A 16,983-nucleotide genomic window follows, 5' to 3' on the forward strand; every position below is an offset into this window, starting at 1 on the left:
GCCGCCCGCACTTTTTATAGTTGTGTGGGTTTGATGTACAATTGATATGTGGTCAAACAAAAATATTACGTCGTTTGGAAAGGCCGTAAGACAGGCATTTTCACTTCGTGGGCGGAATGTGAGAAACAAGTGAAAGGCTTTGTTGGCGCACAATTTAAAGCTTTCGGAAGCAGTAAAGAGGCTGAGGCCGCGTTTATTGCACAATATGAAGATTATCAGGGCAAAGTTTCCTCTTTAGGCAAGTGGAAAACTGCCAGCGTGCAGCCGATCCTGCCTTCCATTTGTGTCGATGCGGCGTGCAGCGGATCACCCGGAAAAGTGGAATATCGCGGTGTGATCACTGAAACCGGCGAGCAGATTTTTCACACGGGCCCCTATGAACAGGGAACCAATAATGTGGGTGAGTTTCTTGCGATTGTCCACGCGTTGACCTGGCAATTCAAACATAATTCACACGTCACCATTTATTCTGATTCAGAGAATGCCATCTCATGGGTTATCAACGGTAAATGTAAAACAAACTTAAAACACTCGCCCAAAAATGCGGTGCTCTTTGCGCTTATTCACAGCGCAGAAAACTGGCTGGCCGAAAATGAACTCCCCGAAGACAAGATCATGAAATGGGATACCGATTTGTGGGGCGAGAATCCCGCCGACTTTGGAAGAAAGTGACTGGTAAATGATGAATTATGAACGCTTCGCGTGAATGATGAATAAGTACAAAAAACCTTGAAATAGTCTTTCATATCTTACGCAGGTTATTTTTCACTCCTTTTTTCTTATTCCTCATTTCTCATTTCTTTTTCATCCTTCACATCCTTCATCCTTTTCCCCATGAAATTCCTCTCCTCATCCCTCTTACTCGCCCGTATTCGCGGAGTAGATATCCGCTTTCATTTTTCCATGCTGTTTACGCTTCCCATTGCATATTTTCTCTTTCGCCCGACAGGTGTAAGAGAGATTATCGGCGCTTTGTTATGGCTGATCGGATTTGTGCTCTGCATCTTCCTGCACGAGGTGGGTCATGCCGCTGCGGCGCAACTGGCAGGTGTGGAAGTTAAGAGCATTGTCATTTGGCTTCTGGGCGGTCTGACAAATTTTGCGCGGAAATCTGAAAAGCCTTCACACAACCTCGCCATTTCCGCGGCAGGTCCGCTGGTGAATATGTTGTTGGGATTTTTCTGCGTGCTTGGCTATGTCCTTCTTTCGATTTTATTTTTGCCCTTCCAGCGTGACGCGGAAATATTTATCTGGGGTCAGACTTTCATTAATCTGTTCTTCTCCTTGGCTGTTGTAAATATCATTTTGATCGTCTTTAATTTATTGCCCATTTATCCATTGGATGGCGGCAATATCATGCACGCCATCATGGAAATGCTCTTCGGAAAATCCAATGCGGATTGGATCACACTTCTGATCAGTATTCCCGTCTTATTGGCATTGATCATATTTGGGATTGTGACCCGTGACTATTTACTGCTTGTCTCCTGTATTTTGATCGGTCTCGCAGCTGGCACGTTGAACCGTTCCTTTTTGCGTTGGCTGAATTTGGACATTAATTATCTTTTCAAACGTTCCGGCTATTATTATCTGCAAGGTGACTTCGAACGCGCCATCCAATATTACACACAGGATATTGAACGCGAGCCGCAGCAGGCCATGCATTATCTGGCACGCGGCGCGTGTTACCTGAATACACTCCAAAAGGAAAGAGCCATTGCAGATGTGGAACGTGCTTTAAAACTTAACCCAAACAGTACGCTCGCCATGCAGTTACGCGGCGAGATATATGCCATGGATAAGGAGTACGACTCTGCGCTGGATCTGTTCACCCGGGCACAGGCGATCAACCCGAACTGGGCGGTTCCATACTATGACTGTGGATCTGTTTTCCTCGACCAAAAAGAATACCCGTCCGCTTTGGATGAGTTGACCAAAGCCATTTCGCTTTCGCCGCAGACATGGCTATTTTATTTGATCCGCTCGATCGTGTATTTCAAAATGGGAAATCTCGAAGCCGCACACAAAGATCAAGATTCCGCTTTGCGTCTTTCTGAACAGGAATCGCTGGTCATGGTTGAACTTAATACGATCGTTTATATCGATTGTCTCGACTGGGCTGAAGATTATTATGCGCGTGTGCTTGTGAAAAGTCCGCGCTCCGGTTATGCCTATCAAGGATGCGCAGATGCTTATCGTGTAAATAATGAACACACAAAAGCCATTGCCGATTATTCCCGCGCCATTGAAGTTTTACCGAAAGAAGCACGTTTATATTTTGGGCGCGGAAAATCTTATTTAGCCATTAACGAAAAAGAAAAAGCAAATGCCGATTTTCAAAAAATTGCATTGCTCACAGATAAATTGCATTTGAAGCGTCAGGCTCAGGAGCTGTTGAAGAAGTAACACCCTTGCCGGAGAAGTTGTCGTTATTAAATACAGCATTCAACTATAAACCATCAAACCAAAGGACTACCTATGAAAACTGCATTACTGGTGATTGACATTCAAAAAGATTACTTCCTGGCGGAAAAATGGAGCTGGTTAATCCGCTTGAGGCTGGCAAGAAGGCTTACATGCTGCTGCAATGTTTTCGTGAACATGGCGGGCGTCATGTCCACATTCAGCACATTGCGTTGAAACCTGATGCACCATTTTTCGTGAAAGGCACAACGGGTTCTGATATTCACGATGTGACCGCACATTTTGAAGGCGAGCCTATCGTGTACAAGCATTATCCCAACTCCTTCCGTGAGACGAATTTGCTGGAGATGTTGAAAGAGTGGGGGATCGAGCGCGTTGTCATCACTGGCATGATGACCCACATGTGTGTGGATGCCACCGCCCGCGCCGCCGCTGACTTTGGTTTTCAAGTCTGGGTTGCGGAAGATGCCTGTGCCACGCGGGATTTGAAATATGGCGAGACGACCATCCCCGCGGAGCATGTCCACAAGGCGTTTTTGGCGGCGTTGAAATCGTATGGTCAGGTGATGACTTCGGAGCAGATTATTGCGAAACTTGCCGCAGAGCAGGCGGATGCTGCTTAAGTAGAATCAACTATCAGTTAAGGAAAGAAGCGAGGAGGCTGTCACGTTTTTTTGTGGCAGCCTCCTTTTCATCTACAAAAGGGAATGGAATTAAGCTTTCACGAGGCAAATATAAGATTTGTAATCGCAGACTTTATCAAAGCCTGCTTTACGGGCTGTCTTTGCCGACGATTCGTTTCTCTTGAAACAATGCCAGCCAACTTCTTTGATGCCATGTGAAAAGGCATGTTCAAGAAAAGCCAGTGTGAGCGCCGTGGCAATGCCGCGTTGACGATAGTCACTGGTGGTCTCGATGCCGATCTCACAGCGGCCATCCGCGTTGTATTCGGAGAGACACCAGCCCGCAAGTTCATTTTCATGGATCGCGCACACGCCAAAACTTTTGGCGAGAAAATCATCCACACTGGGGCGCTCGGAGGTCATTTCTTCTTTGAGCGTTTCAAGATGTTTCAAGCCGGTATTTGCCAACAGGTCAGCATTCACCATTTGAAGTTGAAAGCCTTCGGGCATAAAATCCTGCCATTTGTGTTTCAATTCCTTGCAGGCGTAGTATTCGCGGTTTGCATGGATGATCTCTTTATCTCCAAGCAGAGCTTCCATCTTTTCTTCCCAAGCTGCTGAATCATAGTACACCGCAAAGCCTTCCAGCCCGGCCGCTACGGCGCGTGGATAAATGACATTCGCAAACATTTGTTTAATCCCAAGATTGAAGCTGTCTATTTCAGAATCGCCAGCCAGAATATATCTGTGACCTGCCTGTACGAAAAGAGCTTTGGGGTGTTCATGATTGTCCACGAAAATTTGCGCAGGCGTTTGCTTCTCAAGGATTGAGCGCCCGATGAGATGTATATCCATGCCAAGCAAAAGCGGTCGGATGAGTTCGTACGAGTTGGGGTGTAGTGCGGTCATTATTGTTTCTCCAATTTTTGCATTTAATCGTGATCGGGTAATTCTTTTAGAGAATGTCAGTTAGAACCAATTCTAAAGCCCGTCATGCCCGTCGGTTGGTTTTTGAATTTGATGTGTTCATAGCCTGCATTATATCTGTTTGCCGGGTGCTATAATCTTTTTATGCAAACCACACTTGACCCCGAAAAACAAAAACTTGCAAAACAATATTCCCGCATCAAACGCCGCCTCTGGCTGGTGGATAATCTTTTCAGTGCGGCCTATATTCTCGCCTGGTTATTCTTCGGCTGGAGCATTGCACTTCGTGAATGGCTGACGACGATCACCACAAATGAATGGCTGCTCGTTGCATTTTATATTGCCATCTTTGGCGGCATATCTGCCATTATCAATCTGCCCCTCGGGTATTACAGCGGATTTATTCTCCCGCATCGATTTGATCAATCCAACCAGACGCTCAAAGACTGGATCATTGACCAGCTCAAAGGACTGGCGATCGGTGCGCCCCTCGGCCTGATTCTGCTCGAACTTTTTTATCTTGCCTTGAGGGCCACGGGCGGTCTGTGGTGGTTGTGGGTGGCAGGCGGCATGTTGGTTTTTAGTGTTTTGATCTCCAACCTCGCGCCAATTCTCATCATGCCCTTGTTTAATAAATATGTTCCGCTTGGCGATGAACATAAGGAACTCGCTGACCGCCTGATGAAACTCGCCGAACGTGCCAATACAAAAGTCCGCGGTGTCTTTAAATTTGACATGTCCAAACGCACCAAATCCGCCAACGCCGCGTTGACCGGCATCGGCAACACGCGCCGCATTATTTTGGGCGATACCCTTATCAATGAGTTTTCACTGGATGAGATCGAGACTGTCCTCGCTCACGAGCTGGGACATCAAGTCCACAAGGATATTCCACTCTTTATTGCGTTTGGCACTTTCACAACGACAATTGGTTTTTATCTCGCATCTCTCGGGATGAATTGGGTTGTTGGTTATTTCGGATTTTCCTCGGTCAGTGACCCCGCTGCCTTTCCCGCGCTCATGTTGATTCTCAGCATTTACGGTTTACTGACCTCTCCGCTCGATAATGCCATCTCCCGCTGGCGCGAAAACATGGCCGATGATTACGCGTTATCTTCCACTCAAAAAGGTGAAGCCTTCGCATCTGCATTCACCAGATTAGCGAATCAAAACCTCGGCGAAATTGACCCCGAAAAATGGGTGGTCTTCATGTTCTACTCGCATCCTCCACTAGGCGAACGCATCGAAAAAGCAAAAGATTTTGCAACTTCATAATCAAAAAAAAAAGGACTTGCCATCATGCAAGTCCTTTTTCTCTCATTATCACGCATTACTTATTACTTCTTACTTCTCACTCGTTCTTTACTTCACCAGATCACTCATTAACTCCATCGGCACAATTCCAGCACCGACAATGCCCGGGCCGGTGTGTACGCCCAAAACAGGGGAGATGCGCACCACTTCCAGCTTGGCTACATTTAATTTTTCCTTAAATTCCGCCGCAAGCAGATCTGCTTTTTCGGCGAAGCGACCGTGTAACATGGTGACCCACACTGGGGTAGTGCCATATTTCTCACGCACACTATCTGTCAGCATATTCATTGACTTGCTTAATGTGCGTCCGTTGCCAACCGTGCTATATTTGCCGTCTGTATCCACGCGGATGACAGGTTTGAGATTAAGCAATGCGCCCGCCATCGCTTTTACACGTCCAATACGGCCGCCGCGCGCAAGATATTCCAATGTGTCGAGAGTGTAAATTACTTCGGTATTCTCGCGGATTTTCTTCAAGCGTTCCTCGATCGCGCTCATCGTCCAGCCGGCTTTGATGGCTAACGCTGCGGCCATTACTTGAAAACGCTCTCCGCCTGAGAGGGTGAGCGTATCCCAATAACTTACCTTTGCTTCAGATTCAACCTGTCCGCCGCCATCATGTGCCGAATTGAGTGTGCCGCTTAATCCCGATGAAATGTGCATGGAAAATATTTCCTTGTCTTTCTCGGCGATCTTTCGATACAACTCTGCAAAGATGCCGGCCGATGGCTGTGCCGTGGTCGGGATGGCGGGCCGCATGGCCTCAAGCCGGTTGTAGAAATCGTCCGCTGAAATCTCGGTGGCGTTGATCTCACCTTCAGGGAAGTTGATGAACAGCGGCGCCGCGATCACGCCCAATTGTTCGAGTTCTTCGGCAGATAAGTCTGCTGCGCAATCAGTTACTATTTTCATGTTTATCTCCTGTTTTATTTAATATTTCGTCGGTCATATTAAGACCGCGTATTAGATTAATTACTTAACTCAAGTTGTTACCTTATTGCCCTGCGGACTGTAATAAAGGCTTCATGATGGAACTTGAGTTACTTATTACTTTTCACTTATTACTCATCACTCTTCACTTCCTTCTTTCCAAAAACCACTTCACTGTGTCTTTGATGCTTTCATATAATGAGCGTGGCGAATAACCTAATTCATGTGTCGCTTTTGCGTGGCTGATATTGGAGTTGCTTTGCAGTACTTCCAGTGAATAAGGCGTAAAGCGCGGAGTTGTATTTGAAAGCTGGTAATACATCGGTGTAAATAGAAAAGCGAATTTTGCCAGATCAAAAGGAATTTTCATTTGGAAAAAATTCCTCCCTGTAATTTCGCGCACGGTCTCAAGCATATAGCGCACCGTGATCTTTTGCCCCGATAAAATATAACTTTCACCGCGTTTGCCGTTTTCGGCGGCAGCGATCAATCCGTCGGCCACATCGCGTACATCTACGAAATCGTATGCGCCGTCCACGTATAGCGTTGGTCTGGCTGTTGCTGCATCATGGATCACTGCGCCCATCATCGATCCGCGAAAATCATAAGGGCCGATCACGCCGGTAGGGCAGGCCACAACAGCTTCCAGTCCCGAATGAGCCGCATGTAATACATCCAATGTTGCCTCGGCTTTTGAACGGTCATATGCGCCGTAGGGATTCTGTATGTCGTATGGCACAGTTTCGTTGATCACTCCATTTTCCACGCGCTGGATCGCATGGATGGAAGATGTGTAAACCAACTTCCTGATGCCGCTTTTGAGCGCCGCCTGTAGAATATTTTTTGTACCCTCCACGTTGACTTTTCTTACGAACGGATTCGCGCCGGGCATGATCGAGATGACGCCCGCCAGATGGAAGATGCCGCGCACGCCGCGCATCGACTCAAATACTGCATCCAGATTTAGGATATCACCCTCGAACGCTTCGATATTTAATCCCGAAATTGATTCGCGGCTTTCGCCAGGCAGAATCAACGCCCGAACTTTTTCACCGCGCTCCAAAAGTTTTCGCACAAGAACATTTCCTACATGACCGGTTGCGCCAGTTACAAGCCACATTTCTTACGCCTCGTTCTTACGAAGTAGTGTATCCATCATCATGGTCGTGATCTCTCTGGCCGTCTTTTCCCATTTTGCACCTTTCGGGTCCAGCAGACTTTGAAGCAGAAGCCCCATTGCCATGGAAACGATCATGCGCGCGGTTAACTCCGGGTCTACATCGACGAAGGAGCCTTCGTCCACGCCTTTTTTGATGAGGGCAGTGAAATGTTTGTGATAACGGCGATAAGGCTTAATGCTTGCCTGCCAGATTTTTTCGTCGCGGCTGGCTTGCAGCCAGAATTCGAGGAACATGGGCAGGCCTTCTCCGGCGGTTGCGAAAATATAGGGGAAGGCTTCGGTCATTTGCAGGAATGTTTCAGGGACAGTTTTATCTTTCGCGGCTTCAATGGCGGTATCGATCGTTTCCAACCATCCATCGAGCAGGGCAAGGAAGAGTGCCTGTTTGCTTTCGAAGTGATGATAGAAAGCACCCTTGCTGATCTCTGCGTCTTTGCAAATATCATCAACGCTGGCGGTATTGAATCCGCGGGTGGAAAATAGTTTGATGGCTGATGAGATGATCTTTGCCCGTGTTTCTTCACTGCGTTGCTGCATTTTGCCTCTTGAGAATAAAAACCGACTAGTCGGTATGTTTTTACTCCCGATGGATTGCACTGTCAAGATGATGAAAATCATTAGTTGTTAAATCAAAACGGGATGGCGTGATTGCCATCCCGTGAAGAACTTTGGACTTTATCAGCTTGCTGATGAAGTTTTAGGCAGCAAGCTGCCTGACTCCAAAAGACTTACGCAGGCTTGTAGGCTGTGATCTTTGCGCTGTATACCGCTTTGTACACGGCATCGCGCGGATATTCGGTCACATCGAGTTTCATTTCGTCGAGAGCGCTGTCTACGGTTTGCTTATCGAAGAAGACGGGGTTGATTGAGATGTTCGTAAAGCCAACAGATTCCATCATGGCGATGTAGTCCTTCGCTTCAACTGCACCTGCCACACAGCCAGCCCAGGCACTCAGGCTTTGCCGAATCACTTCAGGGAGCTCGCCGTCGGTGACAATATCTGATACGGCGAGTTTGCCGCCCGGAGCAAGCACGCGGAAGGCTTCGCTAAAAACTTTTTCCTTGTCAGGTGAAAGGTTGATGACACAATTGGAGATGATGACATCCACGGTGTTGTTTTCGACCGGCAGACTCTCAAGGTAGCCGTGACGGAACTCCACGTTATTCAAGTTAACTTTCTTAACATTGGCTTGTGCGCGTTCGATCATTTCGGGCGTCATATCCACGCCGATGACTTTGCCCGTTTCGCCAACTTTTTGCGCAGCGAGGATACAGTCGAGTCCGGCGCCGGAGCCGAGATCAAGCACGGTCTGGCCGGGTTTGAGTGAGGCAAGTGTGATCGGGTCACCGCAGCCGTAGCTGGTATTGGATACGTCAGTGGGGACGGTGGTGAGAAGCTGCACGGGGTAGAGAATGTTATTCGGACTGCAGCAGTCTGAAGGTCCGCAGCAGGATGCGTTGCTTTTAATCCGCTCTGCGTAGTGTTCGCGGACTGTCTCGTGAATGGGGGTGGGGGATTGTGTCATTTTGTTCTCCTTAATATAGATAGTTGTCTATGGATGCGATTAAAAAATTTTGCAATTAATTTCTCTCTGCCCGTCAGATCGACGAACAGAGATTCGTTCTATCTAGCAGCAACCGCAGCCACAGGTGGCGCAGTCACAATTTTGGTCTTCACAGCATTCCTGGTTTACAACAGGTAATTCGTTCATGAGAGTTCTCCTTTCATATAGAAGCTTGTCTATGATACTTGCCAAAAAAAACGGGATCATGTCTCGGCCGAAGACAAATCCCGATCAGGCCTTGATGGTTTTCAACAGGTTTTCGGTTGCAACAGATTCAGGCGCGAACTTCACCATAAGTTGTCCGCAGCAATAGGCAACGCGTTCCTGATTGAGGGTGTAGAAAGTCTGCTTGCCTTCTTCGCGCACAGTGACCAACTCTGCCTCTCGTAAAATTGCAAGGTGATGTGAAACTGTGGGTTGAGAGACATCCAGTTTTTCAACAATTTCGTTGACTGAAATTGATTCACAACAACAGATGTTCATGATCTTCTGACGGGTTTCATCAGAGATGGCTTTGGCAAAGAGGACAGGGTTGAATTTCATATTGATAACCTTCTATCTGTTATTATATAGATGTTCGTCTATTTGTCAAGGAGAAAATTATCCCTTCTGAATTTTGAAAGCTCAGAAGGGATAACTATTGAATTACTGTGAGTCGTCTACTACATATTCATCGTCGATGACGTCGTCACCATCGAGGTCAACGCCAAAGTACATGCCTTCGGGGTTGGCATCTGTCCACTCGGCGTAGTTGACGTAAACGACTGCGCCTTCCTTGAGCAGAATTTCCTCGGCGGCGAATTCCTCTTCGAGTTCATCGGTGATGCGGGTCAGATAGAAATCGAAGGAGCCTTCGTTGTTCAATTTTTCGGCGTTGATCTGCAGATCGCCGGCTTTGGTATCCAGGTAGACGGTGATGATTCCGCCGCCTTGAATGTCAGCGCCTTGAACTTCGAAATAATAATCTGCTTCGGCTTCGGGATTTTCCACACCGATCACGATGAAGGGGGATTCGTCCGCTTCGGTTTCGTAGGCGATGGTCTGTTCGCCGGGATAGAAATACGCGGTGTCAATCTGACCGGGTTCAAGGTAAATACCTTCAACGCCGATGCTGAATCCCTGGCCGATCATAACGAGGTCGGTGAGAGATTCTTCGGTCAGGGCTGAGCCATCGATTGAGATGGTCACATCCAAACCGGCAGGAAGCGAATAGATTGGCTCGGGTGCATTTCCGCTGGCTCCCATGCGATAGGCGGTATAGGTGGCGCCGGGGATTTCGTTGACGATCTTGCCATCTACATATCCGAGGCGGTTGCCATTGTCATCGGTGATGAGGATGTGACCTTCACCATCAAGGAAGATTTGATTAAGTTGTTGATCCAGTTTGGCGAGGCGGCTGCCGGTGCCTGAAACTCCACTGCCATCGCAGAAGGGACATTCTTGCGTATCCACACGCGCAGAAGTGGGGGTGAGGTCGAGGGTTTGGGTGTCGGCGTTGCCAGTGTAAAGCTCAGACTCAACCTGTGGGTTGATCGAGGCTTCGTATAGCCAGGTATTATCACGCGAGTCTACGAACAGTTCGCGGGTCTGGCCGGGATAGTTGTTATCGTAGACGAGGATGGCGTATAAACCGTCACCTTTGTCTTCGACGCCGAAGGGGGTGATGGCATGTCCGCCGGAACCGTCTTCCTTGTAGATGCCGATGCTGTAGGTTTCGCCATTGGCATCCATTTGCTGGACGATTTCCATAATTTCCATCGGTGTACCTTTGATGACGCTGGTATATGTAGGGGCAACGGCTTGTGTTGTAAACCAATAAGCGATCTCACGCTGAAGGGCTTCATCGTTGATATCCAACTCGCTGGCAGTAGAACCGCCAAAGTCTGACGGGGAGATCTGGCCGGTATACATCATCAAGCTGAGCACGGCCATGCCTTCGCAATGTCCACCGGACATTGCGCCGTTGACCTGCTCCATCCATTGTTCGGCGGGCGGGGTGAGCGTACATTCGTCACCATCGAGGCGTGAACAGACCTGGTCACCGAACATGCGGCGCAGTTCGGCTGCGGTCAGGTTGGTAGCAGGGATGTCATCGCCATAGTTTTCGAAGCTGAATCCGTTTTGTTCAGGCAGAAAGCCGAGGTCATAGACAACTTCACCGGGGTTGCTGGCAGGAAGGGCGGCTTCGCCGTCTCCGCTGGGTTCTTCAGTGGCAAATTCTTCTGCGGAAGGTTCTTCTGTATAGAATTCGCCATCTTCGGCGTATTCTTCATCTGAACCACAGGCGGCTAAAAATAAACCAAGTACGATCACTAGCGATAAAATCATATAAAGCGGATGCTGTTTTTTCATTGGGTTCCTTTGGAGTGAGTGATAATAAGACTGGTTGATGTAATGGGGGGTGCCCATACCTGCTTATAAGCGTATATTTTATATGAATATTGTCGTATTTGCCTTGCATTTTGCTTCCAAATTCATAATACAAAAACGGCTTCAAGATTTACATAAAAATCTTGAAGCCGTTTTTATTGATTTCTTAATCGGGGATTTTGGTTTTTTTTAGCAGTATATGTTATGGAATGGTCAATGGGACAGTTTCATTCACGGTCACCTGGCTTGTTCCGTCAGCGTTATATACCGTTACAAGATGTGTGGCCTGGGTTTCGTTGATGGCTTCCCATGTTTCCCGTTTGCTTAGTCTGGGTGTGTTGTTGGTGATGACATAGGTGTCTATGCCCGATTTGGCCGCGCTTTCACGCCACTTTGAGCGGATTTCAAAATTGCCGGGAAATTCCGGTGAGGTGATGTTGGCGTATGCTTCGCTATAGATAAATTTGCGGGTGGCTGGATCGTAGATGTAATACAGGTAGGGGATATTGGCGCTGGCAGGCTGCAGTTTTACGATGCGGAAATCATCGTTGCCATCATAGTTCATGTCTGCAACGATCAGGCTGTTCGCGTCATTCAGCGGTGTTGATGTTTCAATTAAAACGGTGATGTCTTGCAACAAACCACCCTGACCGACATCCTCAACGCGTTGGGAGATGTTGATGCTGAAAATCTTTGTTTTGCCGGAGGAGTCTGTCGTCCCGCAGATGTTGAAATGAGTTGTCGCGGCGGATACGCCAGCGAGTTTGACGGTGCGGGTTAGATCTGCGCAGTTGCCGGCGCTGCCGGTGGAGGTTGTTGCTCCGGCGGAATTCAACGGAACTTTGACCGTGCTCCCGACTGCCAGTGTGGATGTTGGGTTAACCATTTTCAGGACGGTGGCATCGGCGTTGTATTTTAGCGCGATGGAATTCCAGGTATCTCCATTTTGCACGGTGTGAGTCCCGACACAGGGCGGGCCGTAAATTTTCCCAACACTTCCAATGTTTGGCACGGTGATGGTCGCATTTGGTGTGATCTGAGCGGGGTTGACGAGTTGTGGATTGGCTTGCAGTAATTTTGTGGGATCGGTTCCATAACAGCGGGCGATCTGCCATAACCATTCGCCTGTGACCACCTGATGCTTGATCGTTGAGCCGACTGTCAGATTCGCAGGGTTGGTGTTTGATGGGACGGCGGCACCTTTGGTGATCGCGGCGGTTGCCGGTTGTGACGGTGCAACACCGCCGCCTGATGCGGTGGCATTGGTTGAGACGGAGCCCGCATCCATGTCAGCTTGAGAGATGGTATAGGTAGCCGAGCAGGTGACAGTTACGTTTGATGCGAGCGTCAGCGTCGCTTCTCCACAGTTGATGGGGGCGCTGAGGCCGGTGTCGCTGATTGTGAATTGTGCGGGTCCGAGTGTGGCGGCTCCGCTGTTGGTGATGACGTAGGCATAGGTGATTGTCTGGCCGACATGGTCGTAGTTGAGCGGATTGGCTGTTTTGGTTAATTTTAAGATGACGGGGGGAACTGTTGCCACTGTGGTGGTGACTTGATTTGAGTTGATTCCATTTACGCTGGCGGTTGTGATGGTGACGACTGAGCCTTTATCCAGATCGGTCTGGGTGATGGTGTAGGCGGATGTGCAGGTGATGGTTTCGTTTACGTCGAGAGATGCGTCAAGATTGCCGACTGTGTTGATTTCGGGGCAGGCTGCGCCGGTGATGATGACAGGCCCGGCGGTTAATATGGTGCCGATGTTCTTGACGTTATAGTTGTATTTGATGGTCTGTCCCACGGTATTAAATGGGACTGAGGTATCTGCCTGTACGGTGAGTTCGATGGTGACTACAGCGGGCAGGGCCGGGGTGGCTTGTGCTGTATTTGCCTCGGCGGTATTGAATAGGGAGCAGGATGTTAGTGCGGATACGATAATTACGGCCAGGACGAGCGTGCGAAATATGTTCTTCATTTTTTATTTCCTTTCACTGCGGTGCAGATGGATACATATTTTGGTGGTGTGAGTATAGCATTAATGAAGTGGCTATGTATAATTTAAGGGAGCTAATTTGTGAAGGCGGCTTATCCGCGTGGAGGGTGAAGCCTGGTGGTACCCCCGTCTCTTTTACGAAACAACTTGCAGGTAAATCTATAACGCGGTCAACTCGCGGACATTCCCCACCACAGCGGACAAGTTCTTCATAACCTCTTCATTTCGAAAGCGGACAACGCGCAACCCCATCTCAATCAAAACCTGTTCGCGTTCAGCATCCTCTTTCTTTTGCTTGTTATGGATACCACCATCCACTTCAATGACCAACCCCGCTTTGTGACAGTAAAAGTCAACAATGAATCCAGCAATGACTTGTTGTCTCCGAAAATGGACTCCTAATTTGTTTCCCCGCAATTCCTGCCAGAGGACTTTCTCGGCGGGAGTCATGTCACGCCGTAGTTCGCGAGCATATTCAAGTTTTTCTTTTGTGACGTGTTGACCTGGGATGATGTTTTTGACTGGCATGGTTGAAATTTTACCCCAACCCCTCTCCCGTCTCCCCTAAAGGGGAGAAGCTAATACCACCTGAAACAAAAGTTGCTTTGCTATGGACAATCACCACAATCATCACGCAACTAGCCCCCATCCCATCATACATCCTGAGCGGAGCGACCCGATCTTTGGGGGAGCGAAGACGAAGGAGGGAAGGGCGGGGGGATAGGTCACATCCCTTCCTCATCTCCTCCCCTTTCTCTTTTTCCTCTATTTGCAATCTTATTACTAATCTATCAACAAAGCATCCAAAATATCTTCGATTGCCTGCGAATGATTCACCTGAATAAATAATCTTTTTCCATACTCCAATTTGTAATCGAGTTTACTTAGTGCCTGAGAGACCCCATCACCTTCCGCCGAGATTGAACTCATTTCAAACATAATCTTTGCACCTTCTGACCAATTTCTTTCCGCTTTTTCTACAAGCTGGCTCACAATATTTTTGTTTGAAATATGAAGGCTGATTATTGTTATTCCAGAATCCTTCAACAAGGTCGTGGCTTCGGGTAAAAACTTTTCTGAAAACTCCCCGTCGGAAATAGTTATTAATATCTTCTTGTGCTGAGAAAAATTTACATCCATTAATCGCAATGAAGCCTTTTTAATTGCGTTATGTATCGGAGTTGTGCCAAACATAAATTTGTCTGAATAAATTTCTTGTTCTAACGCATCTGGTAAGACATTAACTATATCTTTTATTGACCTTGTAACTTCTCGACTGGAAGCTAAGTCTAGCCATTCGTAAAATCTTGCTTTCGCACTTTTCCGAAATGCATCTTTAAAAAGATCATCTACAATAACTCTGATAAATCGTCTTAATTTCTCCCATACAATTTTTTGAATTACTCCTTCCGTCATCTTCTTAACAAGAGCGTTGTCTATTTTTCCACCAATTAATTTAGTTACAACATTAAGTCTTGTTCGGTTTGAGAGCCAAGTAAGTTGAATTTTGGGACGTACATCCTGCTCAAGATGGTCATATATAGTTCTGGCAAGGCTGAAAACTCTGTCTTCGTTGAAAGTGTCAAAAACTTTCTTGGGAGAGTGCCCAAGAGTTAATAATTCTAGAACTTGGTCACTCTGTTCTGAAACAAAGTCGTCCAAAGTTGTACGAATATATTTCTCGTACTCACCTACAGAACCATCGGCGATTCCTTTTGCTACAACATTAATATTTTCAAGATATGAAGAGCTTTCGTTAAACGAAGTAAGTCGTATTTGTTTTTCCTTCCTAATAAACCAATTGTTCAATTGCTCAGTTTGATTGTTCAGCCATTCGCTTTCGGAAAAAATTTTTCTAGTTAATAAATAGCTCAACAGTCTTCCCCGTAAACCATATCTTAGGTTTTTCAGTGCGGTTTGATAAAGGCTCTCTCTGATAAGCGATACTAAATCATCGTATAGGTTTTCTCGAAAATCCACTTTTTGCAAAAGCTGATTAGAATAGCCTGACCATTTTTCATTAATTACATTCTCAACTTCTTCAAGATCTGCTTTTGTTGGAATAATTTCTGTCAAAGCCAAAATGTCGCATACAACGGTTGCATCAATTAAGGTCTCTGCCTCCTCGTCGAGAGGTTGCTCCTTATTGCGTGATAAGTCAACAAATCGCCACTTTTTTTGAGGGCGTTTGAAACCCATGCCAATACAAAATAATTCAACTTCTTTAGTTTCTGGCTTTTCGGAATATATGGATTTGATTTTCCTTATTTGACGATTAAGTCCATCTTTTATTATCTCAATTTGCGGTAAGCGTTTGCCTTCTTTGTTCTTCCAATTTCGTCTCATAGAACTAGAGACGTCAATGATTATTCCGACCAATAGTGGCTTGTTTGCAGAAGACAAGTTTGGTTTCATAATCAATCTCTAAGTGGGCTAGTTATGATATCAATCAATTCTTCTAGCATCTCTTGTTGATTGACTTGTAAAAACAATCTGGCATTTTCTGGTATTTCCCATGATTTTTCAATAGCCATTTCTAATACGGCTTTGCCTATTCTGCCGCTTTTATCTAATTCTGAAGAACATTGAAATAGTGTTTTAGCTTCATTGTTCCATTTAGAGCCTTCTTTACTAAATAACGTTCGAGTTGGCATAATATCATTTTTGCCAATAAAGCCAATTACAAGGGTAACACCATCACTCTTAATTGCATTTGCAACTTCTAATAATTCTAAATAATCACCATCGGTAAATTTCCCGTTGGTAACAACGAGTAGTAAAGGTTGATATTTTTTATCTTTTGCTCATTTGCAAATCGTTCTGAGCCGTTTTCAAGGACTGAATAAGGGGCGCATCATTGAAGTCCATGTCAACATATTGTGAAATCATCCCAGTTCGATATGTTTTCCAGTATTTGTTTAATTCTGCGGCATTAGGAGTGCATGGCAACCCCTCATTTTCAGCCGTAAGTTTTAGTAGGTCTCTGACAGGTTCGGTTGGAATTTCCTCGTCAGGTGGAATGCCTAACAATCTGCTTGCTATCGAATCCAATCCTTTTAGTGCATTCCCAAACCCAAAGCCATAGAAAAACAGAGAGAATTTCGGGAGTATGTCTTTTGAGTGTGGATGTTCACAATATGAAATCGACTTATTAACCAATGTGTTTAATGCTTTGATAAGTCTCTGAAAAAAATCCTCATCTTTTTGGGAAAGTTGATATATTGAATCAAATGCGGTCTTTGACAAATCAAGAACGACACCAATTAAAAACGGCGTAACATTGTCTGTCCTTCTTGTAGTAGGCTTTTTTGAAGCGGCTTGTTGTTTGAATGAGTCGTCTTGTATTGATAATGAAATTTCAAGTTTTTCAATATAATTTCCTCCACTCGTTTGTATATTACGTGAATTTTCTCCCGTAGAAATTTGCGGTGAATCGCCGCTGATTTCAACTTTTGTCTCAGGTTTTGTTTCTTTGATGTCAGAGCGTTTTGTAGATTCCCATGCTACAGAAATAGCCCAAATAATAACTCCGAAAATTATCCACCAATACCAGTCTATCATTTTTTAATACTCCCCCAAGTCGAAGTTTTTCTGCCATATCTACAGGTAAGAATTCATCTCGAATAAATGATAATGCTCCATATAAGGCTGAAAGAGCAC

The 16,983-nt window shown here is 46.3% G+C and carries 15 protein-coding genes and 1 pseudogene; 4 read left to right on the forward strand and 12 right to left on the reverse strand.

The features are described 5' to 3' along the window. Positions 1 to 48 precede the first annotated feature (48 nt). The 3 genes and pseudogenes from IPL71_RS18470 to IPL71_RS18480 all read left to right on the forward strand — a co-directional run bounded on the left by IPL71_RS18470 (position 49) and on the right by IPL71_RS18480 (position 3,047). Positions 49 to 672 (forward strand): ribonuclease H1 domain-containing protein, encoded by a 624-nt coding sequence (locus tag IPL71_RS18470; protein WP_345324164.1) that lies wholly within the window; start codon positions 49 to 51, stop codon positions 670 to 672. A gap of 162 nt (positions 673 to 834) precedes the next feature. After that, entirely contained in the window at positions 835 to 2,406 is a 1,572-nt protein-coding gene (locus IPL71_RS18475; RefSeq protein ID WP_345324166.1) for a M50 family metallopeptidase, read from the forward strand. 72 nt (positions 2,407 to 2,478) lie between these two features. Next, positions 2,479 to 3,047 (forward strand): annotated as a pseudogene (locus tag IPL71_RS18480) (cysteine hydrolase family protein). Between the two features lie 90 nt (positions 3,048 to 3,137). On the opposite strand, the gene IPL71_RS18485 reads toward IPL71_RS18480, so the two are convergent. Beyond that, a complete protein-coding gene (locus IPL71_RS18485; protein ID WP_345324168.1) occupies positions 3,138 to 3,956 on the reverse strand; it encodes a GNAT family N-acetyltransferase in 819 nt (272 codons plus the stop codon). 162 nt (positions 3,957 to 4,118) lie between these two features. On the opposite strand from IPL71_RS18485, the gene IPL71_RS18490 reads away from it, so the two are divergent. Further along, complete coding sequence (locus IPL71_RS18490; RefSeq protein WP_345324170.1) at positions 4,119 to 5,249, forward strand: M48 family metallopeptidase; 1,131 nt, start codon at positions 4,119 to 4,121, stop codon at positions 5,247 to 5,249. 87 nt (positions 5,250 to 5,336) lie between these two features. On the opposite strand, the gene IPL71_RS18495 is transcribed toward IPL71_RS18490, so the two are convergent. From IPL71_RS18495 to IPL71_RS18545, 11 genes are all read right to left on the reverse strand, one after another. Further along, entirely contained in the window at positions 5,337 to 6,200 is an 864-nt protein-coding gene (locus IPL71_RS18495; protein WP_345324171.1) for a DegV family protein, read from the reverse strand. Positions 6,201 to 6,363: 163 nt separating this feature from the next. Continuing rightward, positions 6,364 to 7,338 carry an NAD-dependent epimerase/dehydratase family protein gene (locus IPL71_RS18500; protein WP_345324173.1) on the reverse strand — a complete coding sequence of 325 codons (975 nt, stop codon included), beginning with the start codon at positions 7,336 to 7,338 and terminating at the stop codon, positions 6,364 to 6,366. Positions 7,339 to 7,341: 3 nt separating this feature from the next. Beyond that, positions 7,342 to 7,935: a TetR/AcrR family transcriptional regulator gene (locus tag IPL71_RS18505; protein ID WP_345324175.1), complete on the reverse strand. Its 594-nt coding sequence runs from the start codon at positions 7,933 to 7,935 to the stop codon at positions 7,342 to 7,344. Between the two features lie 191 nt (positions 7,936 to 8,126). Beyond that, positions 8,127 to 8,924, reverse strand: a complete 798-nt coding sequence (arsM, locus tag IPL71_RS18510) for an arsenite methyltransferase (protein WP_345324177.1) — start codon at positions 8,922 to 8,924, stop codon at positions 8,127 to 8,129. Positions 8,925 to 9,194: 270 nt separating this feature from the next. Beyond that, positions 9,195 to 9,506: an ArsR/SmtB family transcription factor gene (locus IPL71_RS18515; protein WP_345324179.1), complete on the reverse strand. Its 312-nt coding sequence runs from the start codon at positions 9,504 to 9,506 to the stop codon at positions 9,195 to 9,197. A gap of 102 nt (positions 9,507 to 9,608) precedes the next feature. Then, positions 9,609 to 11,315: a hypothetical protein gene (locus tag IPL71_RS18520; RefSeq protein ID WP_345324181.1), complete on the reverse strand. Its 1,707-nt coding sequence runs from the start codon at positions 11,313 to 11,315 to the stop codon at positions 9,609 to 9,611. Positions 11,316 to 11,535: 220 nt separating this feature from the next. Next, positions 11,536 to 13,305, reverse strand: a complete 1,770-nt coding sequence (locus tag IPL71_RS18525) for a CLIPPER-2 domain-containing protein (protein WP_345324183.1) — start codon at positions 13,303 to 13,305, stop codon at positions 11,536 to 11,538. Positions 13,306 to 13,482: 177 nt separating this feature from the next. After that, on the reverse strand, positions 13,483 to 13,851 hold the full coding sequence (locus tag IPL71_RS18530) for an endonuclease domain-containing protein (RefSeq protein WP_345324185.1): 369 nt from the start codon (positions 13,849 to 13,851) through the stop codon (positions 13,483 to 13,485). A 255-nt stretch (positions 13,852 to 14,106) separates the two neighbouring features. Further along, positions 14,107 to 15,738 carry a vWA domain-containing protein gene (locus IPL71_RS18535; protein WP_345324187.1) on the reverse strand — a complete coding sequence of 544 codons (1,632 nt, stop codon included), beginning with the start codon at positions 15,736 to 15,738 and terminating at the stop codon, positions 14,107 to 14,109. 2 nt (positions 15,739 to 15,740) lie between these two features. Continuing rightward, a complete protein-coding gene (locus IPL71_RS18540) occupies positions 15,741 to 15,977 on the reverse strand; it encodes a hypothetical protein (protein ID WP_345324189.1) in 237 nt (78 codons plus the stop codon). A gap of 139 nt (positions 15,978 to 16,116) precedes the next feature. Beyond that, on the reverse strand, positions 16,117 to 16,884 hold the full coding sequence (locus tag IPL71_RS18545) for a hypothetical protein (RefSeq protein ID WP_345324191.1): 768 nt from the start codon (positions 16,882 to 16,884) through the stop codon (positions 16,117 to 16,119). Positions 16,885 to 16,983: the final 99 nt, after the last annotated feature.

Source organism: Candidatus Villigracilis proximus, assembly GCF_016717045.1.
Lineage (GTDB): Bacteria > Chloroflexota > Anaerolineae > Anaerolineales > Villigracilaceae > Villigracilis > Villigracilis proximus.

Coding starts and splice junctions, on each gene's coding strand:
- IPL71_RS18500 (WP_345324173.1), bottom strand. CDS start 7,338: ATGTGGCTTGTAACTGGCGCAACCGGTCATGTAGGAAATGTTCTTGTG.
- IPL71_RS18490 (WP_345324170.1), top strand. CDS start 4,119: ATGCAAACCACACTTGACCCCGAAAAACAAAAACTTGCAAAACAATAT.
- IPL71_RS18520 (WP_345324181.1), bottom strand. CDS start 11,315: ATGAAAAAACAGCATCCGCTTTATATGATTTTATCGCTAGTGATCGTA.
- IPL71_RS18505 (WP_345324175.1), bottom strand. CDS start 7,935: ATGCAGCAACGCAGTGAAGAAACACGGGCAAAGATCATCTCATCAGCC.
- IPL71_RS18545 (WP_345324191.1), bottom strand. CDS start 16,884: ATGATAGACTGGTATTGGTGGATAATTTTCGGAGTTATTATTTGGGCT.
- IPL71_RS18540 (WP_345324189.1), bottom strand. CDS start 15,977: ATGCCAACTCGAACGTTATTTAGTAAAGAAGGCTCTAAATGGAACAAT.
- IPL71_RS18475 (WP_345324166.1), top strand. CDS start 835: ATGAAATTCCTCTCCTCATCCCTCTTACTCGCCCGTATTCGCGGAGTA.
- IPL71_RS18515 (WP_345324179.1), bottom strand. CDS start 9,506: ATGAAATTCAACCCTGTCCTCTTTGCCAAAGCCATCTCTGATGAAACC.
- IPL71_RS18525 (WP_345324183.1), bottom strand. CDS start 13,305: ATGAAGAACATATTTCGCACGCTCGTCCTGGCCGTAATTATCGTATCC.
- IPL71_RS18495 (WP_345324171.1), bottom strand. CDS start 6,200: ATGAAAATAGTAACTGATTGCGCAGCAGACTTATCTGCCGAAGAACTC.
- IPL71_RS18530 (WP_345324185.1), bottom strand. CDS start 13,851: ATGCCAGTCAAAAACATCATCCCAGGTCAACACGTCACAAAAGAAAAA.
- IPL71_RS18485 (WP_345324168.1), bottom strand. CDS start 3,956: ATGACCGCACTACACCCCAACTCGTACGAACTCATCCGACCGCTTTTG.
- IPL71_RS18535 (WP_345324187.1), bottom strand. CDS start 15,738: ATGAAACCAAACTTGTCTTCTGCAAACAAGCCACTATTGGTCGGAATA.
- arsM (WP_345324177.1), bottom strand. CDS start 8,924: ATGACACAATCCCCCACCCCCATTCACGAGACAGTCCGCGAACACTAC.